The following is a 25,033-nucleotide window of genomic DNA, read 5'->3' as shown; positions in this document are numbered from 1 at the left end:
AGAATATCCGCCTCATTGTATGATGAATCCGCAGCCTCGTCCCGGGAAACATTAGACGGAAGAATGCGAAGATACGATCAAACAAGATAGGATGATATTCTATGAAAATCACATTGCAAACCGCGTTGTGCGAGCAATTTGCGATCCGCTATCCGCTCTTTCTCGCCGGAATGGCAGGCGGGCCGTCGACGCCCGAACTGACGGCGGCCGTCTCCGAGGCGGGCGGACTCGGCACGCTCGGGGCGGCCTATATGGAGCCGGAAGACATCCGGGAGGCCATTCGCCGAATTAGGGAACGGACCGCGGCTCCCTTCGGCGTGAATTTGTTCGTCTATCAACCTGGCGACGATAACGCGCGAATTCGTGAAGTTCAGAGCGAGCTGAACAAGATGCGCCGTCATCTTGGGATTCCCGGCGCAACGGATAACGAAGTGCATACGCCGTATCGGTTCGAACAGCAGTTTGAAGTGCTGCTGGAGGAGAAGGTGCCTGTCATCGGCACGGCTTTCGGCGTATTGCCGGCTTCCTGTATGCTCGCGGCAAAATCGGCCGGGCATCGGGTCGTCGCCATGGCGACGACCGTACGGGAAGCGAAGCTTGCGCAGGAGTCGGGCTGCGACGCGATCGTCGCCCAAGGCAGCGAAGCGGGGGGCCATCGCGGTACCTTCGCCCTTGATGCTCATCCGATGGGAGCGAATATCGGAACGATGGCGCTCGTCCCGCAGATTGCGGATCAAGTAACGATTCCCGTTATCGCGGCGGGCGGGATTATGGACGGCAGAGGCCTGGCGGCGGCTTTGGCGCTTGGCGCGCAAGGGGTGCAGATGGGGACGCGCTTCTTGACCGCCATCGAAGCCGGAACCAACGCAGCCTATCGAAAAGCGCTGCTTGCAAGCGACGAAGAAAGCACGGTGCTGACCAAGGCATTCTCGGGAAGGCCGGCCCGCGGCATCGCCAACGCGTTTATTCGGCAATGGGAGGCAAGCGGAATATCGCCTCTCGCTTTTCCCGCGCAAAATACCGTGACCCGCGATATCCGCAATGCGGCAAGCATGCAGCAGCAGGCGGAGTATTTGTCCTTGTGGGCGGGCCAGGGGACCCGAATGCTGACGCCGGAGGATACGGCCCAACAAATCATAGACCGAATCATGAAGCAAGCCGCGGATTTAATCGGTTCATAAAACTACATTATACCAACATTTGATAACGCTTTCACTAATTTCCTTGTTATTTTTCGAGAAAATATCCATTTACCTATCAAAACCTAGGACTAAGATACCGATAAATGGGATACGCAGGAGCGATGGAGTGTCTATCGTCATAATTAAATAAGTTGCAACGGCAAACCTGTCGAAAGACAGCGACGCAAAGCCACGGGTCTACGGTACCAACTATGATCGCCGGGCTGCCAACTTCTGTTTCCTCATGGGCAGCAAGGGCTTCGTTTGTCGAAAGCCCTTTTTTTGTTGCCCGCGGAGATGCCGCCTCCTGCGAAAGGCGCCAGAGCCGCGAAAGAGGGTGAGCGATGCCGATCGAGACGCGCCCTGGTCCGGCGAATGACCGTGCGCGGTTCGGCCTGCAAACTGGGTTGCGTTCGAATAAGCGAGATGCTGGAGGAGAAGGACGTTGAAGGAAAGGCGTAGCAAAATCAGCTTCTTGGAAAAATGGATCCGGCGAAACGGCCAATCGTCCCGCGGCGCCGGCTCGGTCGATCAAGGCAACGGCGCCCCGCCGCCATCTCCCGAGAGCTCCGCCCCGAACGGGCGGCCGGACGATGAATTCATCGGCAGCATCTCGGAGATGTCCGGAGCCCTGGCGAACACGTCCGTGTCTTTAGCCGGCAACATCGAGTTCTGCACGGACCTGGTCGCGGGAATCTCAGAATCGATCCGGCAGATCGCCTCGGGCAGCGAGTCGATTGCCGAGAGCGCGCGCGGGAACCAGCTCATGCTTGCGGAAGTGAGCAAGGGAATGGAGCAGATCGCGGAGTCTTCCCTGGCGCTGGCGAACGAGACGGCCGAAGTCGCGCAGAAGGCGGGCGAGGGTTTGCAATCGATCGAACGGGCCGTCGCGCAGATGCAGATCATCTCGGAAGCGGCGTCGGATTCCTCGACCGCCGTCGCGCAGATGGATCTCCGCACCGAAGAGATCGACCGCGTCACTCTCATCATGGCGGAGATCGCCAGCCAGATTCAACTGCTCTCGCTGAACGCGGCGATCGAGGCCGCGCGGGCGGGCGAATACGGCCGTGGCTTCGCCGTCGTGGCCGACGAGATTCGCAAGCTGGCGGATCAATCCACGACCTCCGCCAAGGACATCGCCAATACCGTCGCCCATATCCGCCAAAGCTCCCGGGAGTCTAAGGAAGCGATGAACCGGGTCTCCGCCGAGATTCAAGCGGGCTACGAATGCGTGGATGAGGCAGGCAGGTCGTTCCAGGAGATCGTGACGTTGACGGAGCAGGTATCCTTCAAGGTCCAGGAGGTATCGAGCGTCACGGAGGAAGTAAGCGCCAGCGCGGAGCAGATACTCGTATCCGTGCAGGAGACCGTCTCGATTACCGAGGTCTCGCAAGCCGGCACGCGGGAGATCGCGGTCTGTACGGATGAGCAGATGACGATGATGGAGGAATCGCTGGCGTCCGCCCGCCAATTGCGGGAGCAGGCGACGCAGCTGAACGGCAAGATCCGGTCGTACGCCGGCGATGAGGAGGTTGGTTGAATGATCGTAACGGAACGGCTTCAGGAACTGTTCGGCCGGCTGGAACAGATTACGAACGTGCAGGACATCGCCTACCACCGTATCAAGGAGGGGAAATTAAGTCCCGTTCTCAAGACCAGGACGGATCACCTAGGCAACGAGAAATGGAAGAGCGTGCACGCGGCAAGCCCGGTTCTCGTCGAGAACGATCAGCTGCTCCGCGAGATGGTCCGGAATCCCAAGCCGGTCTTTGTGCAGGACGTCAAGAACGACCCCCGGTCGGCCGAGGAGTTCTTCCTGTTCGGCATCGACAGCATTCTGATTCTTCCCGTTACGGACGGCTCGGCCGTTCGCGGGATCGTGGTCGTGGCTTCTATCGGCCGTCTGCACTCGTTCACGGAACAGGAAGTTCGTCAGGCGGAAGAGCTCGTGGAACAATATAGAGAGATATTACTTGGATAACGGAGGAGATGGGCTTTATGAAAATAGCGGAAGCCATACTTCACTATTTGAAAGCCAGCAACGTCGAGTACGTGTTCGGAATTCCGGCCGGCATCGTCGGTCCGCTGTACGATTCCTTGATTGACGTCGACATAAAGCCCATCATCACCAAGAACGAAGCCGGAGCGGCGTATATGGCCGCGCGTTACGCCAGCACCTCCGGAAAGCTGGCCGTCTGCGCCGGGGCGGGAGCCGTCGGCGTCAGCAACATGATGAACGGAATCGCGGACGCGATGCGGGCCAAAGCGCCGATGCTGATCCTCGCGGGGTACATCAACCGCTGGCAGATGGGCAAAGGGGCCATTCAGGAGCTGGACGGCGAGCAGATGGTGAAGGGCGTCACCAAGTACACCGCGACGATTCTCGACGAACAGGACGTTCTGGCCGAACTCGACCGGGCGGTTCGAATCGCGCTGACGCCTCCGTGCGGACCGGTCTTCCTTTCCATCCCGATCGACGTGCAGCGCGCAGAGGCGCCGGAGCCGCTGCCCGAGCCCGCGTCGTTGGCCGACCTGCAAGCGGTCAGGCCGGAGCCGGCTGCTCTCGCGCAAGCGGCGGAGCTCATCGACCGTTCTTCCCGAGGCCTGATCATGGTTGGCCGGGGCGGCCGCGGCTTGACCGAGGAGATCAAGCGGCTGAGCGAGCATCTGAAGTGGCCGATCGTTACGACGCCGGCGGGCAAAGGCGTCGTGCCCACCGACTTCGCCCTGAATCTGGGCAACTACGGCTTCTCCAGCACGAATGCGGCAAGCGACTACGTCAACTCGGAAGAACCGGATTGCGTGCTGATTCTGGGTACGAGCCTGGGCGAAGCGTCCACCTGCAACTTCAACGATGTGCTTGTCGCGGGAAGGAAGGTCATTCACATCGACCGCGACCCGAGCGTGCTGGGGAGGGTGTTCAAACCCGACGTCGCGATTGTTGGCGACTTGCGGGAAGCGGTGCCGTACCTTGCGGCCAATACGCGCAAGTCCGCCGCCTCGTTCCGCAAGCCGGTGCCGGTCAACGACCCCTACGAGCGCAACCATGCCGGCCTGTCGCTGCGCCTGTTCCTCGAAGGCCTTCGTTCGGTCATGCCGGCGAACACCCGGTACGTCTGCGATATCGGGGAGTTTACGAACTTCGTCCTGAAATATCTCGACATCGCCGAAGGGGGAGACTTCGAGATCAATCTCGACTACGGCGCCATGGGATCGGCAATCGCCGGAGGCGCGGGCCTGCATGCCGCCGATCCGACGCGCCCGGTTGCCGTTATCGCCGGCGACGGCTGCTTCTTCATGAACGGCATGGATATTCTGACGGCCAAGGAATACAAGATGCCGGTGATCTATATCATCGTCAACAACGCCATGCTGTCCTATGTCGAGAGGGGCCAGAAGTTCCTTTACAAGCGATCCATTCCCGACTACAAGCAGGAGCGCATCTCGATCGCCGACATGATGAGCGTCGCGGGCATCCGCACGATGACCGTCGAACGTCTGGAGGACCTTTCGGACATTCCGGCGTTCACGCGGGAATTGGACGGCCCGGTCCTGATCGAGGTTGTGACCGACGGCAGCGAGCCCGCGCCGATTCTGGACCGGCTGAAGGCGCTTGTCAAATAAGAGGGTTCACTCATTTTTTCATATATCGGAGGCACGATCGTCATGGGAAGCTTCAACATTGAACTGGATCACGGGAGCAAGATTTTAAAGGCGAAGGTGGAAGGCACCTTCTCCACCGAAGACGGCATGAAATCGGTCGAGGCTTACCAGAAGAGCATCGCGGGACTGAACGTGCCCGATTACGAGATCGACATCGACTGCACGCAGCTGAACGTCTCCGCTCCGGAGACGATTCCGATTCTGGAAGCCTGCTTCAACATGTACAAGAACGACGGCTTCAAGAAGGTGACGCTGCGCCTGATCAAGAATCCGATCCTGAAGATGCAGCTGGCCCGGGTGGCGCGAACGGTTCAATTGAACAGTTACGAGATTATCGAAGTTTGATCGAGAAACGATAAGGGAGTGGAGAACATGGGGGCCGTTCGAATTCGCGAGCTTCAAATCTATCATCCGTCCAACGAAGTCGACAATGACTACTACATCAAGCGTTACAAGGAACGCGGCGTCGAAGTGAGCGGCCTGCTCAAGGCGCTGGGCAGGGACAAGCGCTTCATCGTCGACGATCCGGCCGAGAACACGCTGACGATGGCCGTCGAAGCTTCGAAAAAGGCGCTGCAGAAGGCGGGCCTGACGGCAAGCGACGTGGACCTGATCCTCTTCACCTCGCAAACGCCCGAGTACCTGCTCCCGAGCAACGCCTTGAAGATTCACAGCGCGCTTAAGGGCGATCTGAACACGATGTGCTACGACATCAACGCCAACTGCGCCGGCATGCTGGTCGCCGTGGAGCAGGCGTGCCGCACCATGATGGGCAACCCCCGCATCGAACGGGCGCTGGTGGTCGGTGCCGATTATTTGTCGGTGCACAGCCCGGATCAGCCTGTCTACCATTCCAACTTCGCGGATTCGGCCGCAGCGGTCATCCTGGAGAGCGGCACGGAAGGCAGGGGGTTCATCGACTCGGTGTATCAGACCGACACGGCGGTCATCGACAACTCTCTCTTCCCCGCGCACGGGCTCTCCAACCTGTATCGCGAAGAGTATACGGCGAAGGACGCGCAGGTTCAGTTCACGCCGTTCGACGATTCCGTCTGCGTCGATTCCGCGGTCGATTCGCTGAAGATTCTGCTGGAACGGAACGGGATCGCCAAAGACGCCGTCGGCGGCTTCCTGTTCTCGCAGTTCTCGGTCGGCAACCTGAAGCTGGTGTCCGAGCGGCTCGGGCTCGACTCCGACAAGGTATTCTACGTCGGCGACAAGTACGGCTATACGGCGACCAACAGCCCGTTCCTAGCGCTGCACGACGCCTTGCAGGACGGCAAGATCAAACGGGGAGACTACCTGGTCTTCTGGACGGTCGGCGCCGGTTGGCAGAACGTATCGCTGCTATTCCAATATTGACGCAAAAGCCGGGCGAATTCATCATTTGCCCGGCTTTTTCCTGCCGTCGATCGCCGCTCACGGTCCGTACACATCAAGCTCGCCGATCGTCGTGGCGGTTCCTCCGCCGCTTGCCGGCGCCACGTTCACGCGAACATGGCGGGTACTGACGGTGCTCGGCAGATTGTCGGCGACCGTATCATGTCAGAACCGACACCGCTTCAACCCGGCGGCCGTATGCCGGCGGCTTCAGGACGATCTGATTACGAGTCGCGAGACCGCAGGCCGTGGCATAGCGTACGGCCTGTTTTTTTGCGCGCGGAGACAATTTGTTCACAAGTAGGCGACGATTCGGCCACATGTCCTCTGTAAGCTTGTAGATGCGCCGGCAGGCAGACTGGAGACAGAAGGTGAATTTGGGATGAAAAAAACAGCTTGGACGGGGCTCGCCCTGTTATTGCTTCTCTCCGCTTGCTCCGGAGGCCCGGAGAACGAGGACGGGAAGGGAACGGCATCGGACTCGCCGGCACAGGGGGCGCAGTCGAACGGACAAGCTTCGGCGCCGGCGGACTCCAAGAACGGTATACCGGCGAAGAGCGGTGATCCTAACGAGCATGTGAAGCTGGTCGTCGCCACTTATTACCTGAGCGGGCAGCTGGAGGCCGCCGTGAAGAAATACGAGACGCTGCATCCGAATATCGATATCGAGCTTCACGCCGCTTCGACTTCGGGCAAAGATTTGAACGACGTGCTGAACAAGCGGGACCAATTCATCGAGACGAACAACACGGCGATGCTGGCGGGCGGCGGTCCCGACCTGATCGAGCTCGACGAGCTTCCTTCCGAGCAGTATGTCAAGCGCCGCCTGTTGGTCGATTTGGATCCGCTGATGAAGCAAGACGCCGATTTTCACCGGGAACAGTATTTTACCAATGTTATCGACCATCTGCAGACCGGCGGGGGATTGTACGGCATACCGCTGTACTTCTCGCTGATCGGCCTGTTCGGAGATGCGGACGCCATCGGGAAAGCGGGCGTTGCCTTCGATGACGGCAGCTGGACGTTAAACGACTTTATCGGCGCCGCCAGGCAATGGAAGCAGAAGGGCGAATATGAATACGCCTTTGCGAACGAGCCGTCCGCTCTGCTGAACGAACTGGTCTCGGAAAATTACTCGAAGCTTGCGACCGGAACGGACGGGAACGCGAAATTCGACGCCGACACCTTGGCCGATCTGATGCAGCAAGTCAAGACGCTGTTCGACGAACATCTTCTTTACAACTTCCAAACGGGAGGGCGGGGACCGGCAATGGCGGTTCCCCAATCCGGAGGAGGAAGCCCTTACGAAAATGCTTATTTTATCGAGACGGAGCTTTTTTCGCTGCGCGACGCCGTGACAAACGCCCCTTTTCCGAATACGAAGCTGTACGCCAAGCCGCATCCGGCAAACACGGGCGACGGAGGCTTCTTCAAGCCGTTCGGGACGCTCGGCATCAACGCCAACTCCGCCCACCCTCAGCAAGCCTGGGACTTTATCAAGTTTTTGCTGAACGACGACAGCGTGCAGTCCTATGTCGGCGTGCTCGGCGACAATCCGGGATTTCCGATGAACAAAAGCGTTTACGAGCAGCAGAAGAACAAGATGAAGAAAGACGGGATGGTAAAGCAGGAGGATGGCTCCACGGTTCAGGCCGATCCGGCCCTGCTGAACCAAATAGAGGCTTACCTGACCGGGGCCGTTCATGCCGTGGGCGAACCGTCCAAGCTCGAAGAGATCGTCGGCGACGGATCGGAGGCTTTCTTCTCCGGCCAGAAGTCTGCGGACGCCGCGGCGAAGCTCATCGCGAACAAAATCGACCTTATGTTAAATGAATAATAGGAAGCCTGAAAGCCGCGACGAACGCGGCTTTTTTTATTCGGCACGGCACCTCGTTACCCGGTGAAGGCTTCCGATTGAAGAGCGCGATCAGGCGGGTAAATATCGGAAAGGACGGTGAAGGGAGGCGTTCCGATGCAGGATTATGCGGAGATAGCGGTCAAGCTCGCGATTGCGTTCGCGGGGCTGTGGACCATGACGCGTCTGCTGGGCAAAAGGGAGATCGCTCAGCTGACGCCCTTCGATTTTGTCTCCTCCTTGGTGCTCGGAGATCTGGTCGGCAATACGATCTACGACAAGCAGGCGAGCTACGGGATGCTTCTCTTCGCATTAGCCTTCTGGGCCTTTCTGTCTTACGCGTTCGAGAAGATCATGGCATTCGGCAAGCCGTTCCGCAGACGGCTGGAGGGCAGGCCCGAGATGCTGATCGCGGACGGAAGGATCGACCTGGCCGCGATGAGGCGCAACAGCATGGAGATCGAGGAGCTGCGCATGATGCTGCGCCAGCAGGGCATCTTCACGGTAAGCGAGGTGGCTTACGCCATCTACGAGACGAACGGTTCTCTCAGCGTCTTAAGGAAGTCCGCTTATGAAGAGGTTCGACGAAGAGACCTCGAGCTCGAACCCTCCGGGACCGTCTTGCCCAGAAGCCTGGTCGAAAAGGGAGTGATCCAGCCCCATGGGCTCGCCGCGATCGGCCGGGACGAAGATTGGCTTCGGCGGGAGCTGCGGGCGCTCGGATTCACGGAAGTCGGTTCGGTTGCTTTCGCGGAATGGACGGAGGAAGGAAGGCTGGAGGCGATCGGTCCAACTTCAAGCCTCGAGAAGCCGGCTCGCGTTTGTACCCGATAATCGTCCTCTGAGTATTCCTTTTCAAAGACGGGTATACGATAGATATTCGGATGATTTCCAGCAGGACATTTTGGAAAGGAGAGATTCGCGATGAACCGACGGATGGATGAGGAAAAAAGGGACATGCCGGCAGTGGGGCTTCCGCTGGCAGGCAAGACGGCGCTCGTGACGGGAGCCGGCTCGGGGATCGGCAGAGCTTCCGCGTTGGAGCTTGCCCGCGCCGGAGCGAATGTCTGCCTGCTCGATCTGATCGGCGAGCGGACCGAGGACGTCGAGGAGGAGATTCGCGGCATGGGCCGGGAGGCCGAGTTTTACGACGTCGACGTATCCGATCCGGTCAGAATGGAACGCGCCGTCCGCGCTGCTGCGGAGCGCTTCGGCAGCATGGACGTCGTATTCGCCAACGCCGGAATCAACGGTACGCTCGCCCCGATCGAGGATTTGACGCCGGAGTCGTGGGACGAGACGTTGGGGATCAATCTGAGGGGGACGTTCCTGACCGTCAAGAACGCCGTGCCCCATATGAAAGAGAAGGGGGGCAGCATCGTCGTGACGAGCTCGATCAACGGCAACCGGAAGTTCTCCGGGTTCGGGATGTCCGCTTACAGCGCGTCCAAGGCCGGGCAGGTCGCCTTCGCCAAGATGGCCGCCTTGGAGCTGGCCCGTTACCGGATCCGCGTCAACGCCATCTGTCCCGGGGGGATTCGGACGAATATCGGAGAAAATACCGACAGCACGAAGCAGGTGGAGAAAATTCGCATCCCGGTCGAGTATCCGGAAGGAGCCCATCCGCTCGAGCACGGGCCGGGGCGGCCCGAGCAGGTGGCCGATCTGGTGCTGTTTCTCGCTTCCGACCGGTCCAGCCACATTACCGGCACGGAGATTTACATCGACGGGGCCGAGACGCTCCTGTAAGCGGAGTTCAACTATGGAATGCATTTGAGCAAGCGAGGGCACGGAAATCAATCGGATCGTGGATCTAAATCGATAGCCTGGAAGCCCGTCGCCGAATCGCTTGCACAGAGATAGCTGCTTTAGGAAACCGCGGGGGATCCCCGCGGTTTTTGAATGCCGCTATATTTCGACTGTTCTTTTACCTGCCGGCCGATATCTTCCGGCCAAATACCTCCGATGTGGCTCCGATCTATGCGTGCGCCGATAAAGTCGTCGCGGAATACCAGAAGCAGTCGGACGCTTATCTGGCCGGCGCCGGGAAGCAGAGCAAGCGATGAAATGCAAACATCCCATGACGATGTATCCAATTCCCGATTCCGCTCATAACCTGAAAATAGGCACTTAACCAGTAACGACCACAAAGTGCGTGGGGTAAGGGATGGTGTGATTCGTGGAGATCGAAACACGGAACGGAAATATACCGCAGCCGATAAGGAAGGACGGCGCCGGTTGGTTGGATTTGGGCCCGCGCGATGTCATGAGAGACCGCGAGAACCCCGACATGCTGGTCCCTCCCGTCACCGATGCCGGGTCGGTGCCCAATATGAAGTTCTCATTCTCCGACGCTCATATGCAGTTGAATCACGGGGGATGGTCGCGGGAAGTAACGGTTCGGGAGCTGCCGATCGCGACCACGATCGCAGGCGTGAATATGGCTTTGACCCCGGGCGGCGTGCGCGAGCTCCATTGGCATCAGCAAGCGGAATGGGCGATCGTGCTGGTGGGGCGGGCGCGCATTACATCCGTCGACCAGGACGGAAGGAATTTTATTGCCGATATAGGAGTGGGGGACCTGTGGTACTTCCCTCCCGGCATTCCGCACTCGATTCAGGGGCTGGAAGAAGGCTGCGAGTTTTTGCTCGTCTTCCCGGACGGCCATTTCTCCGACCTCAATACGCTATCTCTTTCCGATTGGTTCTCCCATACGCCAAAGGAAGTGTTATCGGCGAACTTCGGCGTTCCCCGGAGCGCTTTTGCCCAAATCCCGGACCATCAGTTGTATATTTTTCAAGCGAACGTACCCGGTCCGCTCGAGAGTCAACAGGTGGCGGATCCGCAAGGCACGATACCGAAGTCTTTTAAACATCGGCTGCTTGCCCAAAAGCCGATCGTAACTCCGGGCGGAAGTACCGTGCGCATCGTGGATTCAACCAATTTTCCCGTTTCCACTCAGATTGCCGCATCGCTGTTGGAGATTAAACCGGGCGCCATGAGGGAGATGCATTGGCATCCGAACAATGACGAATGGCAATATTATATCTCGGGAACGGCACGCATGACGGTTTTCGCGGCCAACGGCACGGCTCGCACTTTCGATTTTCGCGCCGGGGATGTAGGATACGTGCCTCGAGCCTTCGGTCACTACATCCAAAATACGGGCAATCAAACCGTGTGGGCCTTGGAGATGTTCAAGAGCGACCGCTTTGAAGACGTTTCCTTAAACCAGTGGCTGGCGCTCACGCCTCATGAACTGGTGCAACGGAACCTAAACGCAGGACCGGAATTCATGAACGCATTGAAAAAGGAAAAACAATTTATCGTTTACAATCCGGGGTTTACTTATCATCCAGGGACTGAACCGGTAAATAAACGGTAAAAGCCGAGCCTTGATCAAGCCGACTCGCAACGCGGATGAAACCTCCGTGGGCTTTCATCAATTGATGTGCAATGGTCAATCCGAGCCCCGTTCCGCCGGTATGGCGCGAACGGGCTTTTTCTACGCGATAGAAACGGTCGAACAAGCGGGGGAGTTCTTCCTCCGGAATACCGACTCCGGTGTCGATAATCGAGACGCATGCATAGGTTTGATCCCGCTCCGCGACTTTGTCTTCCACGACGACCGAGATTCTTCCGCCTGGCGGCGTATAACGAATGGCATTCGTAAGCAAATTGATGAAAACCTGCGCAATCCGTCTCGCATCGGCTATCACGGTTACGGGCCCGGTTCCGGAAGAGAGTTGAATCTCCAGTCCGTTTTCTTCGGCTTCCATTTTCACGTCATCCACGATTTGTTCGAGTTTCGCTGTCAGATCGAGCGGTTTGAAATCCAGCGACAGCCGTCCCGCCTCCGCCAACGACAAGACATGAAGATCATCCACCAACAGGCTTAAGCGAATCACTTCGTCGTGAAGTCTAAGCAGCATTTCCGGAGAGGCAGTTTGGCTGGACTGCTGGGCATTCTCCAGCTTGAGCTGAATAATGGACAGCGGGGTCCGAAGCTCATGCGCGACATCGGCCACCAGATGTCTTCGGGCGTCCTCGGCCTCCCGCAGGCGGAGCGTCATATCGTTGAATGTCCGAATGACTTTCCCGTATTCGTCCTTTGACTGCACAGGTACGTTCACGTCCAGATTTCCCTGAGCGACGCGTTCGATTGCGGCCATCAGTTTTTTGAGCGGTAGCGTCAGTACTCCCGAAATCCATAAACTGAAGAACAGCCCGATCGCAAGGATAAAGACTCCTTTTCCGGGGCCGATCCACTTCATCTTGTCTGTAACGTACGCCTTCAAGATTTCGACTTGTTCCCCGGGCGGAGCGTTCAAATAAGCGGCGCCGATTTGTTCCTTGCGAAATTGGTCGAACACATGGTTCATATAGATCTGATTGATTACGGCATGAGAGACGCTAATGATCAGGACGAGCAGTCCCATATAAAGAAATATTTTGTGGCGTACCGTCATCTACCTGATTCCCTTCTAGACTTCTTCCATCGCCGAAAGCATACGGCTTACCAAATTATACCGTGATCGGAACGGTTCTTAAAGAAATCCATGCAAAAAGAGATAGATCTGCATAAGTCCTCAACATTTGTTTTGTACACTGTGTGCGAAGCAGGGCCACATAAAGATATCGAAAGCGAGGATTCGAAAATGAGTAAGCTTGCTCTTGGAGCGCGTTCAGTCTTTAAAGCGTTGGCATGGATTTTTGCACTCTGCATTCTGATTCAGGTGTTTTTAGCGGGTCTCGCCTTGTTCTGGAATTCGGATCAATGGTCCAGTCATACGGGCTTTTCCAGATTGTTGATGATCCTTCCGGTCCTGATGTTCATGGTTTCTTTCATCGCGCGGCTGCCGAATTCTCTTCGCCTGCGCAGCGCGGGTTTGATCGGTCTTGTGATTTTGATAGCGGTTTGCGCCAATCTACCGTCTGGAGTTGGATATTTGGCCGCTCTTCATCCGGTCATTGCGATTGCGTTATTCCTGGAAGCCATGTCCATCGCACGAACTCGTGCCCTCTCGAATACAGAGGAGGCTCGATCATGAAAAAATGGATGCTATCGGTCGGTTTCGTCTTTACTTTGTCGGCGTTCGCAACGGCATGCGCAAGCTCCGACGCTCAGAACGCAGCCTCGACGGGGGCAGCGGATCAAGCGATCACGATCAGTGCCAAAAACTTCGAGTTCGATCAGAAGGAAATCAGACTGAAGAAAGGCGACACCGTAAGATTTACGCTGAAAAACAGCCAGGGCCGCCATGCCATACACATCGACGGCTACGATAAAGACATCAAAGATAACGATACGGTCACCTTCACCGCAAACCGAACAGGGAGGTTCAAGTTTGTTTGTTCGAACATGTGCGGCAAAGGGCACTCCGACATGGTCGGAACCCTTATTGTGGAATAGAAAGTGGATTTAGAAGTCTTGTACACTTTCCTCGTATAAAATGGGATATACTTCTTGTTGAGACAGTTCGATGCCCTGGCATCGTTTTAAATTGAAAGAGAGAAGGGGTTGGCCGTGGATTTTGAATCGGTTATGCAAGAGCTTGAAGCCCTAGGCAAGGAACGACTCAAGAAAATGTACCTATCCAACGGCGCTCGCGAGCCCTTGTTTGGCGTTGCTACAGGCGAAATGAAGCCCATTGCGAAGAAAATCAAGATCGATCAGGCGTTGGCCGAACAGCTTTACGCCACAGGGAACTATGACGCCATGTACTTTGCCGGCGTCATTGCGGATCCGAATGCGATGACGGAAGCGGATTTCGAGCGTTGGATGGACGGGGCTTATTTTTACATGCTGTCCGATTACGTGGTTGCGGTGACTTTGGCGGAAGCCGATAGGGCACAGGAAGTATCGGACAAGTGGATCGCAAGCGGCGAAGAGTTGAGAATGTCGGCGGGCTGGAGTTGCTACTGCTGGCTCTTGGGCAGCCGAGCGGACCGCGAGTTTTCCGAAAGCAAGCTTGCCGGCATGCTGGAAACGGCGGAGAAGACGATTCACGATGCGCCCGACCGGGCAAAATTCGCCATGAGCAACTTTATTTACACGGTAGGGACATCCTATATGCCGCTCCACGGGCGAGCGGTCGAGACTGCAAAAGCGGTCGGTCCGGTAGAGGTCCAAAAAGACAAGAAAAAGAGCAAGCTGCTGAACGCTTCCGATCAAATTCAAAAGGCTGCGGATAGAGGGCAACTCGGGTTTAAACGCAAATATGTAAGGTGTTAATAAAACAAACGCCATCTGAATATGATGTTGTTTACAGGAGGGATTGAAGAAGGAAAACCTTTCGCACAGGGGGAATGTTTGTGGAACGGCATGAATGCAGGGACATGATCAAGGCAGCCAAAAAGCTTATTCCGGAAGGGAATCTGGAAATTTATAAAATCGATGGCATTCCGAATCTGGAAGTTGTCACCACGGTTGACGATTCAAGCCACGACGACGCCAGAGAAGAAAGTGTTTTTATTGAAATCAAATATTGCCCCTTCTGCGGACATCAGATATGAGCACCGTTTCTGATCATGACGATGAGAAAAAGAATCCAATTCGGCGGTTCCACCCATAATGGTGGGACCGCTTATTTTTTATCAATATCGGAGTTAAGGTATTAAAATAAAAACACTACCTTGACAGACAAAGTAGTGTGCCGTATTATACAGACATGGAGGTAATGGTATGAGCGATCACAAAATCACTTCAGACTTGCTGCGCGGACATACGGATACGATGATCTTACGGCTCTTGTCCGAAGGCGACCGCTATGGCTACGAGATTGTCAAACTGATTGCCGAACGATCGGGAGGCGAGTACGAATTAAAGGAGGCTACGATGTATTCCAGCGTCCGGCGGCTTGAGACGGACGGCGATATCGAGTGGTACTGGGGCGATGAATCTCAGGGCGGACGACGCAAATATTTTAGAGTTACCGATAAGGGCAAGGAGACTTACGCCCGCAACAAAAGCAACTGGGAGTATGCCAAGCGCGTGTTAGATAACTTATTATAAGGAGTTGCGATCATGACGAACCCGAAGCTGACCGGCTACTTGAACGGCGTGTTTGCACCGTACGACGGGGTAAAAAGCGTCAACGAATTAAAGGACGATCTGCTCTCCGATTTGCAGGAGCGGTTCAATGAACTTAAAGCCGCGGGCCATGACGAAGAGACGGCTTTTAAGATGACGATTGAAGGCGTCGGCGACATTGAGCAAACGATTCTGGAAGTCGCCAACCTTTCCCGCTCGCTGGAGCGGCAGGTGCTGACAAACTTTAGCGCGAGCAACCTTCCCGAGAGCGACTTTGCCGGCGTGATCGCGCATAAAGGACAATTTAAAGCGAGCGCGCTGCGCGGATCCGACTTTTCGGGCGCAGACTTGACCGGCAGTTCGTTTAAAGGCAGCGACGTGCGGGAAGCCAATTTTGACAACGCCAATCTGACGGACTGCAACCTGTCCGCCCTTGACCTTGCGAATGCGAGCTTTCATCAATCGATCCTGGTACGCACCAATTTCAGCAAGTGCGGGCTGAACGGAGTCAAATTCTCGGGCGTCAAACTGACCGACGTCAAGCTAACCTTGACCGACCTTCGAGAAACCATTTTTGAAAACTGCATCTTTAACGGCGTGAACTTCGAATATTCCGACTTGCGCGGGCAGTGTTTCGACGAGTCGACCTTCATCGGCGTCCAATTCGGCAAGGCGGCGCTAAGCGAAGTTTCTTTTAAGGGCGCGACTCTCAAGAACGTGTCTTTCCATCCGGGGTTTACGTTGAGCAAGAAATACTACCGTGCCATCAAAACCGTCTGCTTTGACGGCGCGATGATGGATAAATTGACGTTTGCCGCGCTCAAAGGCATGGAGGCCGATTTGTCAAAGGTTACGGTTATCTGAGGAGCAAGCAGGCCTGTTGGACTAATAAAAAGTAAAGAGAGGGAAATTAAATGCAAAAGACGGCGAAAGGCTTCTCCGAAACAGGGCTGCGCAAAATGCGCGACGTGCTGGCACGGCATGTCGATTCCGGAAAGATCCCCGGGCTTGTCGCCCTGGTCAGCCGGCATGGCGAGACTCACGTCGAAGCGATCGGGACGATGAGCCATGACGGCGGCACGCCGATGCGCCGGGACACGATCTTCCGGATGGCCTCGACATCCAAGCCGGTATCGACTGCGGCGGCGATGATCCTGCTCGACGAGTGCAGGCTGCGGCTGGATGACTTGGTAGAGACGTGGCTGCCGGAACTCGCCAACCGGCAGGTGCTGAAGCGGATCGACGGCCCGCTCGACGACACCGTGCCGGCGCGGCGGCCGATCACCGTGCGGGACCTGTTGACCTCTACGTTCGGGTTGGGCATGGATATGACTTCGCTTGGCACTCCGATTATGAACGCGATCATCCAGCAAGGGCTCACGCCCGATCTGCCGGAGCCGATGCCCGAGCCGGATGAGTGGATGCGCCGCCTCGGCACGCTTCCGCTGATGCACCAGCCCGGAGAGCGCTGGCAGTACCACATCAGCAACGATCTGCTCGGCGTGCTCATCGCCAGGGTGACGGGCCAGTCGTTCGAGACATTCTTGCGCGAACGCATCTTCGCCCCCTTGGGCATGAAGGATACCGGCTTCCACGTGCCCGCCGCCAAGATCGGCCGGCTGCCGCCGCTCTACGCCCCCGATCCGCAAACCGGAGAGTTCCTCGTGTGGGACGGGGCCGAAGGGGGACGCCACAGCCAGCCTCCGGCATTCCAGGGCGGCGGCGGCGGACTTTCCTCCACCGTCGACGACTACCGCGCCTACTTCCGGATGCTGCTGAATCACGGGATGCACGGGAATGAACGGATCTTGTCCCGGCCCGCCGTCGAGCTGATGACCACCAACCGCCTTACGCCCGAGCAGCAAGCCGCCCGAAACGCCATGGCCGTCGACAACGTCCATGTGTCATTCGGCCAAGGGCAGCACGGCGGCTGGGGCATGGGGATGGCGGTGCGTACCTACCGCGGCGATTATGCGCCCATTGGCCAGTTCGGCTGGGACGGCGGAAGCGGCACCTCGACCTACGCCGACCCGGTCAACCAGCTCACCGGAATTCTGCTCACTCAGGTCGGGATGTCCACTCCGGATTCGGCGCGGCTAATCCACGACTTCTGGACCACGGTTTACCAGGCTATCGAAGACTGACGACGTGCGGTCCCGCTCGCTAAACTAACGTTACCGAATCGATAGGGGATGTCTCTCATCGAACGATTCTTGCGCCAGCCGGTCATCATGATCGGCTGGCGTTTTCTTTCGATTGATCAGCAGGATTTGTGCCGATCGAATCGCGCTAAACCTTTCATGACAGAAGCTTCGTCGAGCGGGATCGGGGAATCCTCGCGTTGAGCCCTTCGCCGAATTGCATGGATAAAGCCCCTTGAATAAAAATAAAAAAAGATTTGGAGAGCAACGAACAATAACTCCTTCTTCGAAGTCTTTTGAGACATACAAACCGAAAAGGAGCTTCAAAAATGAATAAATTCATTCAGGCAGTCATGCAAAGGTCCGTGATTATCCTGATTTTTGTTCTGCTCATCCTTGCCTGGGGAGGCGTTGCCGCCTTTCAAATGCAGCGAGACTATATGCCGGGGATCAACAATACGACGCTTATGGTGTCCTTGCGCGCTTCCTCTTATCAAGCCAATCAGGTTCAGACCAATCTAACCTCGGCGTTGGATAACGCATTAAAAAGCGTTGACGGATTGTCGAATGTCGAAACGACGTCTTATGACGGCGGCTTGCTTATGAATTTGTATTTTCCGATGGACTACAACATGAACAAAGCCGAATCGGACACCAAACAAGCGCTGGCCGCCGCGGCGCTGCCGGATGGCGTAAATGCGCCGACCGTCACGCGGCTGACGACGAGCACCTTCCCGATTCTGAGTTACAGTCTAACCGCCAAGAGCGACAAGATTGACGACACTACTCTGCGTTCCAGCATTCAAACGGACATCGTCAATCAGCTGAAATCCGTACCCGGCGTGGCGGCAGTGAATACGACAGGCGGCGCGAACGACGGTTATGTCATTACCGTCCGCATGAAAGACCTCTCCAAGAACGGCTTGACGATCGACGATTTCAACCAATCGGTATCGGCAGAGCTGCCGAACTGGTCGCAAGGCAATATCGCCAATGTTCGGGCGCAGGTCCCGCTGCAGGTCAACAGCTGGGATTTGAGCGACCAGGAGTTCAAAAGCCTGCAAATCCGCAATAAGAACGGCGTTTCCGTTCCGCTCTCGGCCGTGGCAGACATTGCTCATTCGCTTACCGACGTAAAGACGATCTCGCGAACGAACGGTCAAGCCAGCGTGCTGATCGACGTCATCAAGACACCGTCTGCCAATATTATCGATGTTGCCAAGCAGGTGAAGGATCGGGTGGCAAGCCTGCCGGCCTTGAACAACGGCGACGTGTCGCTTCATCTGACGCTGGACCGCGCCCATGACTTGAACGATTCGCTTAAGGGGCTTCTGCGGGAAGGACTGCTCGGCTGCTTGTTCTCTATGCTCTGCGTGCTCGTCTTTTTCCGCAATGTCCGCTCGACGCTCCTTATCGCGGTGTCCTTGCCGATCTCGCTGCTTGCGACGACGGCCATTCTGAAATCCATGGGCATTACGCTGAACATTCTGACCGTCTCCGGACTGATCGTGGCGATGGGACGCATCGTGGACGACGCGATCGTCATTCTGGACAATATGTACCGCAGAATGAAGGAGAATAAAGAGAAGCCGGCGCTTCAAGCGCTCGCGTCGGCGGTCGTTGAAATGCTGCCCGCCATCTTCGCTTCGACGGCGACAACGGTCGCGGTTTATATCCCGATCGCTTTGGTCGGAGGGATCGTCGGAGCTTCGTATTCCGGCTTCGCCTGGTCGGTCGTGATCGCCATTGCGGTTTCTTTCTTCGCCGCCATGCTCGTCATTCCTTCGCTTGCTTTCTTGGGGTGGAAGGGGATTGGCGCAAAGTCGGTCACGCTGGAACCCGTGATGAAGCCGATTCTTCAAGGGGCATTGAAGCGCAAAAAGACGGTGGTCGGCATCACGCTGGCGCTGCTGGTCATCGCGGCCGCATTGGGTTCGCAGCTGCCGTTCAGCCTGCTGCCGAGTACGACGACCGGACAAGTGGCCGTCAAAGTGGAATTGCCGAAAGGCAGCACGTTGCCTGAAGTAGACGCAGAGGTCCGGAAGGTGGAGGACGTGCTGCGCCACAATTCGAATATCGCTTCGTACTCGGCGAATTTCGGATCCACGGGAACGCCGGAAGCGGACGACGTGTTCGACCAGGGAGGCGGCTTCATCCAGCAGCCTAACGTAGCCAACCTGTCGCTGGAGCTGCACGACAAAAGCCGCTTATATCCATTTATTCAATCGCTGCAGAATTCGCTGAATCCGGTCGCAGGCCATTCGGTCATCACCGTCTCCAACCAGAACATCGCGGGCGACGACGCGCAAATGAAGATTACGCTGACCGGCGCCGACCAGCAGACGCTCGAGGATACCGCGCAGAAGATTCGGGAGAAGCTTGCTCCCATCGACGGTTTAAGCGTGGACGGCAAAGCCGATCTATCGAGCGGTGCCGTCAAATATGCGATCACGCTGCGCAAGGATCGGATCGAGAAGTACGGGGTGAACCCAGCCGACATCAACTCAATCATTGCGCGTTATACGACCAAAGGCAAGGACTTTACGGTTCCTTCGTCCAAGGGAGACATTCCGGTCGACGTTTATCTGGACCCGGTTGCCACGGGCAGCGTCTCGAATGGTGTTGAGAGCACCAAGGACGTGCTCGCGGCGCTCTCTAAGGAGACGATTGCGGCAAAGGACGGCACGCCGATTCGGCTGGATCAGTTGGCCACCATCGATGTCAACCATGCTCCTTCGTCGATTCAGGAACGGGACGGCAAGCCGTTCGCCGTCGTCACGACCGAGATCGTGGGCAGCAATATGAGCAAGGTAGCCAAGGAAGTGAACCAGACGCTCGCTCATATCGAACTGCCGCAGGGGGTAACCTATTCCATGGGCGGCATCTCCCAGCAGGTGACCCAAATGATCGAGGAGATGGTCATTGCCGTAGCCGTCTCGATATTGCTGGTGCTTCTCATCGTCAGCTTCGTATTCAAAGGGCTTAAAGCGCCGCTCGCCGTACTCGTCAGCATTCCGCTGGCCCTCATCGGCGTCGTGCTTGCGCTCTATCTGATTCATGGCCAATTGAACTTGGCCGCGCTCGTCGGCGTTCTCATGCTGACCGGTATCGTCGTGACGAACGGCATCGTGCTGATCGACAAGATCGAGCGCAACCGCAAAGACGGAATGGGCCTGCGGGAAGCGGTCTTGCAAGGCAGCTTGTCGCGGGTTCGCCCGATCTTCATGACGGCGGGCACGACCGTCCTTACCTTGATTCCGCTGGCATTCTCCCATACCGGAGACGCCGTCGTCTCCCAAACGCTCGGCATCGTCGTGATCGGAGGGATGATTACTTCGACCTTGAACAGCATCCTCATCATCCCCATTCTTTACGAGTGGATGCAAGGTAAAAAGGCGAAGATTGCGGATTCCCATACTCAAGAGGTCACTTCGGTTTAATAGCCACACTGTAACCCTTGCGCGACGCAAGGGTTACAGTTCCTTAGAGAGGAGGGGAGTCATGAGTTATTTCAACGACCTTGTGATCCGCTTGCTGGAGTTATACGGCTACTTGGTTCTTTTCTTCGGTCTTTTTCTGGAAATGCTGGCGATACCGCTTCCCGGAGAACTGATCATGACTTATGCGGGGCTTACCGTATACGAGGGCAAGTTGAATTGGCTGCTGAGCATTGTCATCGCAGGTACAGGAGCTTCGCTGGGGATGACGATCGCTTATCTGATCGGATACAAGCTGGGACGTCCTTTCTTCGAGAAATACGGGAGCCGGTTTCATTTCGGGCCGGACAAACTGGACGGCATCTCGAAATGGTTCGACCGGTACGGCAACAAAATGCTGATTTTCGCTTACTTCATTCCGGGCGTTCGTCATCTTACCGGCTATTTCTCGGGAACGACGCGGCTGCCGTTTCGAAAATACGCTGTATTTGCCTATTCCGGAGCCTTCTTCTGGGTATCCGTCTTCATAACGCTAGGTAAACTGCTCGGGCCGGAGTGGGAACGATATCACTCGGCCATCAGTCTCTACATGCTGGCCTTCGGATTGTTGACGGCCGTCGGTTATCTGCTGTTTACGATCATTCGCAAGCATCGTTCGCAAATACAGCTAAACGTGTTAACGTGGTTGGAGAAGGGGCTTAACCGCTTTAAGTCGACGGGAAAGGTGCAGCTGCTGATCTTATCGGCCGGCGCTCTGTTCATCGTCTGTTTTTCCTTCACGATCGGTTTGATTCAAGACTTCTTGGCGAATGAATTTACCCAATTCGATGAAGTATCCGGTTATGTCATTGCGCGAGTGTTTACGCCGGATTGGTTGACATGGATGGAATGCATGGCGGCCTTCGGTTCTTACCCGTTCTTGTTGTTGCCGATGGCTGCGACCCTTGTTTGGATCGGATTTCATAATAAAGACCGGTTGCTCGAGCTTACCTTTTTCGCCGTGGCTATGGCGGGAGGCGAAGGACTCGATGAAGCTCTGCGGAGAGGGTTCCATCGTTTCGGTCCCGTCGGCAGCCACTTGTCTTTTCCCAGCGAGCAAGTTTTCATGGCCGTAACGGTTTATGGATTTTCGGTTTATTTGGCGGTTCGCCATCGTCAAAAAACGCGTTACCGGCTAACGGCAACGCTCGTTGTCTTGGCGCTGCTTGTTTTTATCGGAATCAGCTCGGTATATATGGGGACGAATTATCCAAGCGATGTTGCGGCAGGGTATGTTTTTGGCGGATTATGGTTTACGCTTAACGTAGCGTTGCTGGAAATTTTCCGGTTGATGAGAAGCAGGCATCTATGGCCGAGAACCAAGCTTGCCATTTGACCCCATCGATTTTATCGTTACAATAGGGGCTGATCATGTTTGGACGAAGAGCTGTACCGAATCATTCGGGAGGCCAAACAAGGCAAGAAAGACGCCTTTGCCATACTCGTACGTCGATTTAAGGATTACGTTTATCGGTACGCTTACGGAATGTTGGGAGACAGGATGGAAGCAGAGGACGTGACGCAAGAAGCTTTTCTAAAGTGCTATGCCGCCTTGCCGCGTCTCGAGAACGAATTTTCGTTCGTCTCCTGGCTTCAACGGATCGTCTCCAACCTCTGCTCGGATCATCTGAAGAAACGACAGAAGGAGAAGACAAAGCCGATCCAGGAAACGTTAAGCCAAATGGAGATCAGCGAGGCGCGGCAGCGTCACAGCGCTCAAGATTTGAAATGGACGATTGAAGAATCCCTGAAGCAATTATCTCCGGATCACCGGCAAATCATCTTGCTGCATGACGTGCAAGGGTTTCGTTATGAAGAAATAGCGCAAACGCTGGAGATCCCCGTAGGAACGGTGAAGTCCAGGCTCAATGCGGCCCGGCTCGCGCTCCGGCAGATCATGAAAAAAGGGGAAGAGGAAGAATGAGCGATCACCCGACCGAATGGTTGTCCGCCTATGTCGATCAGGAGTTGGACGCGGCAGAACGGGAGCAGGTGGAGCGTCACTTGGAACAATGCGAGTCATGCTTGGCCACGGTGACCGACTTGATCGAGATGCAGGCTCAGATTGCCCATTTCTATCGGCAAGTAGAAGCGCCCGAAGATTTGGAACAGACCATCATGAAGGTGTTGGACACGGAATCGACGTCGTCAACGATTACAAGAGCCGGCTCGGCCGTTATTCCCCTTTTCGGAGTGGCTGCACTTATCGTACTGTTCTCGATTTACGGATCGATCTTGGTCAAGCTGTTCTCGTTCGTCTTGCAATTGGTCATTACGGCTGCTTACGTGATGTCGCATGTGATTGCCTCCGTTCCGGCGCTTTGGATACCGGTAATGGGGCTGGCCGTCGGACTCACCTTGATATCCGGATTATCGCTCAGACGAATTCTGCGAAGTTCCGCACAGTAAGGGGGAACTGTTCTGCGAAAACTGCGTTGGTTTTTCTTACTAATCATATTTTGTTTGTTCGCTTCCCCGTCCTCGACGCTCGCCGCAAGTTTATTCGATCATCAGAATACGACGATTCCGGCCGGGCAGACTCTTACGGATGTAGTCGTGATCGGAGGGGATGTCTCCGTTGCGGGAACCGTCAACAATACGGTCGTGGCCGTAAACGGGGACGTGCTTATTCGCTCGAGCGCGCATATCAAGGGCGTCATCATTGTGATCGGAGGACATTTGCAGCAGGAAGACGGCGCGGATGTCACGAATGATATCGTCAGTATTTCCTTCGACAATGCGACCGTGAACAGCCTGATCATCGGATCCGGTCTTATCCTAGGGATTGGAGCCTTGAAGCTGGCTGCCAGTCTTTTGATGCTGATCGTCCCCGTGCTTATGGTTGCCCTCGGGAAGCGCAAGACGGCGGCACTTGTAGACCGGTATCGAAATGCGCCTCGGGGAAAAATCTTTTCCATGGGCTTCTTCGCAGGGTTACTGCTTGTTGCCGTTAGCGCCTTGCTGCTGCTGACGATTATCGGCATTCCCTTTATCTTGTTGATTGCGCTGTTCATAATAGCGGCAGTGGCTGTCGGTTTAACAGTGGCAAGCCGCGTCTTCGGGGAACAAATTCGGGGTACATCCGACAAGCCGGATTGGGTGAGGACAGGAGCCGGCGCCTTCATCTTGATCTCCGCAATCAATATTCCGTTCATCGGTTTGTTTATTCTAATGGCATTGGTCCTGTATTCCTTAGGAATTACGACCTCCTGGTTGGAGTCGTTGCTCCGCAATCGGAAGAAGAGCAAATGAAAGAGGGAAGTCAAATGGCGGTCGGAACGAGAAGCGCGGGGTTTAAAAAAATATCTGTGCAATTTGCGCATTTCAGCTTAATCGGCCTGATGAACGGCGCAATCGACCTGCTGTTGTTGAATGTTTTGCTGGCCGTATGGCATACGACGAACCCGCTGGCCCTCATCGTGATCAATTCGGTCGCTTACGCAGGAGCGGTATTGAACAGCTACTACTGGAACGCGAAGTTTACTTTCAGGAGAGAGTCGCAATTCAGCGCGAAGGAGAAGACGGCCTTTGCCGTTCAGGCGTTGGTCAGCCTGCTGATCAGCAATATCGTATTCATCTCGTTCGTCTACCTGCTTAACTTCTCTGCCCTCCCGGTTTGGATGATCGAAAATGGATCGAAAGGGATATCCATGATGTTATCCTCATTGTGCAGCTATTTTTTTATGAGATTATTCGTTTTTAAGGGTTCAAAGCTTAAGAAACGTTAAGAAGAGCGTATGGAGGAAGGAACAAATGTGATGGCAATCCTGCATAACTTTCCGCTTATTTCCGCATTGTGCGCCATTATTGCGGCTCAGATCATTAAGGTTCCGATTTATCTCGTGACTCATCGTACTTGGAATGTGGGATTAGGCTTTAGCACAGGCGGTATGCCAAGCTCGCATTCCGCAGCGGTTACCTCGCTTGCAACAGCCATTGGCTTAAAAAGCGGGTTTGACTCCAATGGCTTTGCGATCGCAGCCGTGGTCAGTGCCATCACCATGTTCGATGCTGCCGGAATCCGACGGCATGCCGGAATGCATGCTTCCATTCTTAATCAGCTGCCCAAAGCATTTCCGAATCATTTTTTCGACGGAAATTTTAAGCTCAAAGAGCTGCTCGGCCATCGACCCAGCGAAGTCTTTGCCGGCGCTTTTTTCGGCATCTTCATCAGTTTGTTTCTTCACTATACGTTGAATTAACGGGAACTCTATCTAAGCGAAATGAAAACGACAGAGATGTCGTTTTTTTTTTGTAGTTATCCTGGTCTCGCGCGTCGGTCGTAGTTCGCATATGCGAAATTA

At 55.6% G+C, this 25,033-nt stretch carries 25 protein-coding genes and 1 riboswitch; of the genes, 24 read left to right on the top strand and 1 reads right to left on the bottom strand.

Going from position 1 to position 25,033, the window contains the following annotated elements; genetic code table 11:
- Positions 1–101: 101 nt before the first annotated feature.
- The 10 genes from H7C18_RS26555 (at position 102) to H7C18_RS26505 (ending at position 11,464) form a co-directional block, all read left to right on the top strand.
- Positions 102–1,181 (top strand): NAD(P)H-dependent flavin oxidoreductase, encoded by a 1,080-nt coding sequence (locus tag H7C18_RS26555; protein WP_185132148.1) that lies wholly within the window; start codon positions 102–104, stop codon positions 1,179–1,181.
- A gap of 149 nt (positions 1,182–1,330) precedes the next feature.
- A riboswitch (cyclic di-GMP riboswitch) is annotated at positions 1,331–1,413 on the top strand.
- A 213-nt stretch (positions 1,414–1,626) separates the two neighbouring features.
- Positions 1,627–2,721: a methyl-accepting chemotaxis protein gene (locus tag H7C18_RS26550; RefSeq protein WP_185132147.1), complete on the top strand. Its 1,095-nt coding sequence runs from the start codon at positions 1,627–1,629 to the stop codon at positions 2,719–2,721.
- The gene (locus H7C18_RS26545) at positions 2,722–3,162 is read left to right on the top strand and encodes a GAF domain-containing protein (protein WP_202887482.1); all 441 of its coding nucleotides are present in this window, start codon (positions 2,722–2,724) and stop codon (positions 3,160–3,162) included.
- A 17-nt stretch (positions 3,163–3,179) separates the two neighbouring features.
- The gene (locus H7C18_RS26540) at positions 3,180–4,805 is read left to right on the top strand and encodes a thiamine pyrophosphate-binding protein (RefSeq protein ID WP_185132146.1); all 1,626 of its coding nucleotides are present in this window, start codon (positions 3,180–3,182) and stop codon (positions 4,803–4,805) included.
- Between the two features lie 42 nt (positions 4,806–4,847).
- The gene (locus H7C18_RS26535; protein ID WP_185132145.1) at positions 4,848–5,189 is read left to right on the top strand and encodes a hypothetical protein; all 342 of its coding nucleotides are present in this window, start codon (positions 4,848–4,850) and stop codon (positions 5,187–5,189) included.
- Positions 5,190–5,216: 27 nt separating this feature from the next.
- Positions 5,217–6,206 carry a ketoacyl-ACP synthase III gene (locus H7C18_RS26530; protein WP_185132144.1) on the top strand — a complete coding sequence of 330 codons (990 nt, stop codon included), beginning with the start codon at positions 5,217–5,219 and terminating at the stop codon, positions 6,204–6,206.
- 400 nt (positions 6,207–6,606) lie between these two features.
- Positions 6,607–8,061, top strand: coding sequence for an ABC transporter substrate-binding protein (locus H7C18_RS26520; protein WP_185132142.1), 1,455 nt, complete (start codon positions 6,607–6,609; stop codon positions 8,059–8,061).
- 135 nt (positions 8,062–8,196) lie between these two features.
- A complete protein-coding gene (locus tag H7C18_RS26515; protein WP_185132141.1) occupies positions 8,197–8,913 on the top strand; it encodes a DUF421 domain-containing protein in 717 nt (238 codons plus the stop codon).
- A 102-nt stretch (positions 8,914–9,015) separates the two neighbouring features.
- On the top strand, positions 9,016–9,828 hold the full coding sequence (locus H7C18_RS26510) for an SDR family oxidoreductase (RefSeq protein WP_185132213.1): 813 nt from the start codon (positions 9,016–9,018) through the stop codon (positions 9,826–9,828).
- A gap of 430 nt (positions 9,829–10,258) precedes the next feature.
- Positions 10,259–11,464, top strand: a complete 1,206-nt coding sequence (locus H7C18_RS26505) for a cupin domain-containing protein (RefSeq protein ID WP_185132140.1) — start codon at positions 10,259–10,261, stop codon at positions 11,462–11,464.
- Here H7C18_RS26505 and H7C18_RS26500 read toward each other — a convergent pair.
- Positions 11,424–12,353 (bottom strand): sensor histidine kinase, encoded by a 930-nt coding sequence (locus H7C18_RS26500; protein WP_238357962.1) that lies wholly within the window; start codon positions 12,351–12,353, stop codon positions 11,424–11,426. The genes H7C18_RS26505 and H7C18_RS26500 overlap by 41 nt on opposite strands.
- Positions 12,354–12,737: 384 nt before the next feature.
- Here H7C18_RS26500 and H7C18_RS26495 point away from each other — a divergent pair, with 384 nt between their 5' ends.
- From H7C18_RS26495 to H7C18_RS26430, 14 genes are all read left to right on the top strand, one after another.
- Positions 12,738–13,130, top strand: a complete 393-nt coding sequence (locus H7C18_RS26495; RefSeq protein ID WP_185132138.1) for a DUF6220 domain-containing protein — start codon at positions 12,738–12,740, stop codon at positions 13,128–13,130.
- Positions 13,127–13,492, top strand: a complete 366-nt coding sequence (locus H7C18_RS26490; protein WP_185132137.1) for a cupredoxin domain-containing protein — start codon at positions 13,127–13,129, stop codon at positions 13,490–13,492. The genes H7C18_RS26495 and H7C18_RS26490 overlap by 4 nt, the downstream gene beginning before the upstream one ends.
- Before the next feature lie 114 nt (positions 13,493–13,606).
- On the top strand, positions 13,607–14,314 hold the full coding sequence (locus tag H7C18_RS26485) for a DNA alkylation repair protein (protein WP_185132136.1): 708 nt from the start codon (positions 13,607–13,609) through the stop codon (positions 14,312–14,314).
- 80 nt (positions 14,315–14,394) lie between these two features.
- Positions 14,395–14,595, top strand: a complete 201-nt coding sequence (locus H7C18_RS26480) for a hypothetical protein (RefSeq protein ID WP_185132135.1) — start codon at positions 14,395–14,397, stop codon at positions 14,593–14,595.
- Positions 14,596–14,764: 169 nt separating this feature from the next.
- Positions 14,765–15,094, top strand: coding sequence for a PadR family transcriptional regulator (locus H7C18_RS26475; RefSeq protein ID WP_185132134.1), 330 nt, complete (start codon positions 14,765–14,767; stop codon positions 15,092–15,094).
- Between the two features lie 12 nt (positions 15,095–15,106).
- Positions 15,107–15,976: a pentapeptide repeat-containing protein gene (locus H7C18_RS26470; RefSeq protein WP_185132133.1), complete on the top strand. Its 870-nt coding sequence runs from the start codon at positions 15,107–15,109 to the stop codon at positions 15,974–15,976.
- A gap of 50 nt (positions 15,977–16,026) precedes the next feature.
- Entirely contained in the window at positions 16,027–17,256 is a 1,230-nt protein-coding gene (locus H7C18_RS26465) for a serine hydrolase domain-containing protein (protein ID WP_185132132.1), read from the top strand.
- Positions 17,257–17,582: 326 nt separating this feature from the next.
- Positions 17,583–20,693 (top strand): efflux RND transporter permease subunit, encoded by a 3,111-nt coding sequence (locus H7C18_RS26460; RefSeq protein WP_185132131.1) that lies wholly within the window; start codon positions 17,583–17,585, stop codon positions 20,691–20,693.
- 61 nt (positions 20,694–20,754) lie between these two features.
- Positions 20,755–22,065, top strand: a complete 1,311-nt coding sequence (locus tag H7C18_RS26455) for a bifunctional DedA family/phosphatase PAP2 family protein (protein WP_185132130.1) — start codon at positions 20,755–20,757, stop codon at positions 22,063–22,065.
- Positions 22,066–22,104: 39 nt separating this feature from the next.
- Positions 22,105–22,653 (top strand): RNA polymerase sigma factor, encoded by a 549-nt coding sequence (locus tag H7C18_RS26450; RefSeq protein WP_185132129.1) that lies wholly within the window; start codon positions 22,105–22,107, stop codon positions 22,651–22,653.
- Positions 22,650–23,138 carry an anti-sigma factor family protein gene (locus H7C18_RS26445; RefSeq protein WP_185132128.1) on the top strand — a complete coding sequence of 163 codons (489 nt, stop codon included), beginning with the start codon at positions 22,650–22,652 and terminating at the stop codon, positions 23,136–23,138. Before H7C18_RS26450 ends, H7C18_RS26445 begins: the two co-directional genes overlap by 4 nt.
- Positions 23,139–23,285: 147 nt before the next feature.
- The gene (locus H7C18_RS26440) at positions 23,286–23,981 is read left to right on the top strand and encodes a DUF8173 domain-containing protein (protein WP_185132127.1); all 696 of its coding nucleotides are present in this window, start codon (positions 23,286–23,288) and stop codon (positions 23,979–23,981) included.
- A gap of 14 nt (positions 23,982–23,995) precedes the next feature.
- On the top strand, positions 23,996–24,457 hold the full coding sequence (locus H7C18_RS26435) for a GtrA family protein (RefSeq protein WP_185132126.1): 462 nt from the start codon (positions 23,996–23,998) through the stop codon (positions 24,455–24,457).
- 30 nt (positions 24,458–24,487) lie between these two features.
- On the top strand, positions 24,488–24,931 hold the full coding sequence (locus H7C18_RS26430; RefSeq protein ID WP_185132125.1) for a divergent PAP2 family protein: 444 nt from the start codon (positions 24,488–24,490) through the stop codon (positions 24,929–24,931).
- Positions 24,932–25,033: the final 102 nt, after the last annotated feature.

Source organism: Cohnella zeiphila, from assembly GCF_014212055.1.
GTDB lineage: Bacteria > Bacillota > Bacilli > Paenibacillales > Paenibacillaceae > Cohnella > Cohnella zeiphila.
The sequence above is the reverse complement of the archived record's forward strand: the minus strand, read 5'-3'. Positions and strand labels throughout refer to the sequence as shown.

What these genes read in the sequence shown, in the direction of transcription:
- H7C18_RS26555 (WP_185132148.1), top strand. Translation starts at nt 102, where the DNA reads ATGAAAATCACATTGCAAACCGCGTTGTGCGAGCAATTTGCGATCCGC.
- H7C18_RS26545 (WP_202887482.1), top strand. Translation starts at nt 2,722, where the DNA reads ATGATCGTAACGGAACGGCTTCAGGAACTGTTCGGCCGGCTGGAACAG.
- H7C18_RS26540 (WP_185132146.1), top strand. Translation starts at nt 3,180, where the DNA reads ATGAAAATAGCGGAAGCCATACTTCACTATTTGAAAGCCAGCAACGTC.
- H7C18_RS26535 (WP_185132145.1), top strand. Translation starts at nt 4,848, where the DNA reads ATGGGAAGCTTCAACATTGAACTGGATCACGGGAGCAAGATTTTAAAG.
- H7C18_RS26530 (WP_185132144.1), top strand. Translation starts at nt 5,217, where the DNA reads ATGGGGGCCGTTCGAATTCGCGAGCTTCAAATCTATCATCCGTCCAAC.
- H7C18_RS26520 (WP_185132142.1), top strand. Translation starts at nt 6,607, where the DNA reads ATGAAAAAAACAGCTTGGACGGGGCTCGCCCTGTTATTGCTTCTCTCC.
- H7C18_RS26515 (WP_185132141.1), top strand. Translation starts at nt 8,197, where the DNA reads ATGCAGGATTATGCGGAGATAGCGGTCAAGCTCGCGATTGCGTTCGCG.
- H7C18_RS26510 (WP_185132213.1), top strand. Translation starts at nt 9,016, where the DNA reads ATGGATGAGGAAAAAAGGGACATGCCGGCAGTGGGGCTTCCGCTGGCA.
- H7C18_RS26500 (WP_238357962.1), bottom strand. Translation starts at nt 12,353, where the DNA reads ATGAAGTGGATCGGCCCCGGAAAAGGAGTCTTTATCCTTGCGATCGGG.
- H7C18_RS26495 (WP_185132138.1), top strand. Translation starts at nt 12,738, where the DNA reads ATGAGTAAGCTTGCTCTTGGAGCGCGTTCAGTCTTTAAAGCGTTGGCA.
- H7C18_RS26490 (WP_185132137.1), top strand. Translation starts at nt 13,127, where the DNA reads ATGAAAAAATGGATGCTATCGGTCGGTTTCGTCTTTACTTTGTCGGCG.
- H7C18_RS26475 (WP_185132134.1), top strand. Translation starts at nt 14,765, where the DNA reads ATGAGCGATCACAAAATCACTTCAGACTTGCTGCGCGGACATACGGAT.
- H7C18_RS26470 (WP_185132133.1), top strand. Translation starts at nt 15,107, where the DNA reads ATGACGAACCCGAAGCTGACCGGCTACTTGAACGGCGTGTTTGCACCG.
- H7C18_RS26465 (WP_185132132.1), top strand. Translation starts at nt 16,027, where the DNA reads ATGCAAAAGACGGCGAAAGGCTTCTCCGAAACAGGGCTGCGCAAAATG.
- H7C18_RS26460 (WP_185132131.1), top strand. Translation starts at nt 17,583, where the DNA reads ATGAATAAATTCATTCAGGCAGTCATGCAAAGGTCCGTGATTATCCTG.
- H7C18_RS26455 (WP_185132130.1), top strand. Translation starts at nt 20,755, where the DNA reads ATGAGTTATTTCAACGACCTTGTGATCCGCTTGCTGGAGTTATACGGC.
- H7C18_RS26445 (WP_185132128.1), top strand. Translation starts at nt 22,650, where the DNA reads ATGAGCGATCACCCGACCGAATGGTTGTCCGCCTATGTCGATCAGGAG.
- H7C18_RS26435 (WP_185132126.1), top strand. Translation starts at nt 23,996, where the DNA reads ATGGCGGTCGGAACGAGAAGCGCGGGGTTTAAAAAAATATCTGTGCAA.
- H7C18_RS26430 (WP_185132125.1), top strand. Translation starts at nt 24,488, where the DNA reads ATGGCAATCCTGCATAACTTTCCGCTTATTTCCGCATTGTGCGCCATT.